Source organism: Streptococcus mitis, assembly GCF_946190275.1.
In the GTDB taxonomy this organism is placed as follows: domain Bacteria; phylum Bacillota; class Bacilli; order Lactobacillales; family Streptococcaceae; genus Streptococcus; species Streptococcus mitis_DC.
The window spans coordinates 1-452 of the sequence record NZ_CAMHZQ010000052.1 but is presented as its reverse complement, the minus strand read 5'-3'; the positions used below and the strand labels follow the sequence as shown (position 1 = coordinate 452).

Sequence of the window (452 nt, the reverse complement as noted above, 5' to 3'; positions counted from 1 at the left end):
GTTAAGTACGAAGACGAATCAGGAAATGCGATTTCAACACCAAATGAATTGAAAAAAGGTGTAGAAACAGGAACAGTTTACAATACAACTACAGAAGATGTTAAGAAACCAAGAATTCAAACAGAAGATGGAAAAGTATATAAACTGAAAGAGAAAAAAGCAGATTCAGCTCCAGAAGAAGGCAAAGTAAGTGATACACCAGCAGTGATCACATACGTATACACACTAGAAAATGGAGACGTAACTGTTAAGTACGAAGACGAATCAGGAAATGCGATTTCAACACCAAATGAATTGAAAAAAGGTGTAGAAACAGGAACAGTTTACAATACAACTACAGAAGATGTTAAGAAACCAAGAATTCAAACAGAAGATGGAAAAGTATATAAACTGAAAGAGAAAAAAGCAGATTCAGCTCCAGAAGAAGGCAAAGTAAGTGATACACCAGCAGT

1 protein-coding gene is annotated in these 452 nt (G+C 35.2%); it reads left to right on the top strand.

The annotated features are described in order from the left end of the window. Positions 1–452 (top strand): MucBP domain-containing protein (locus N8M20_RS10190; RefSeq protein ID WP_261080514.1); only part of this gene is annotated, 452 nt, incomplete at both ends.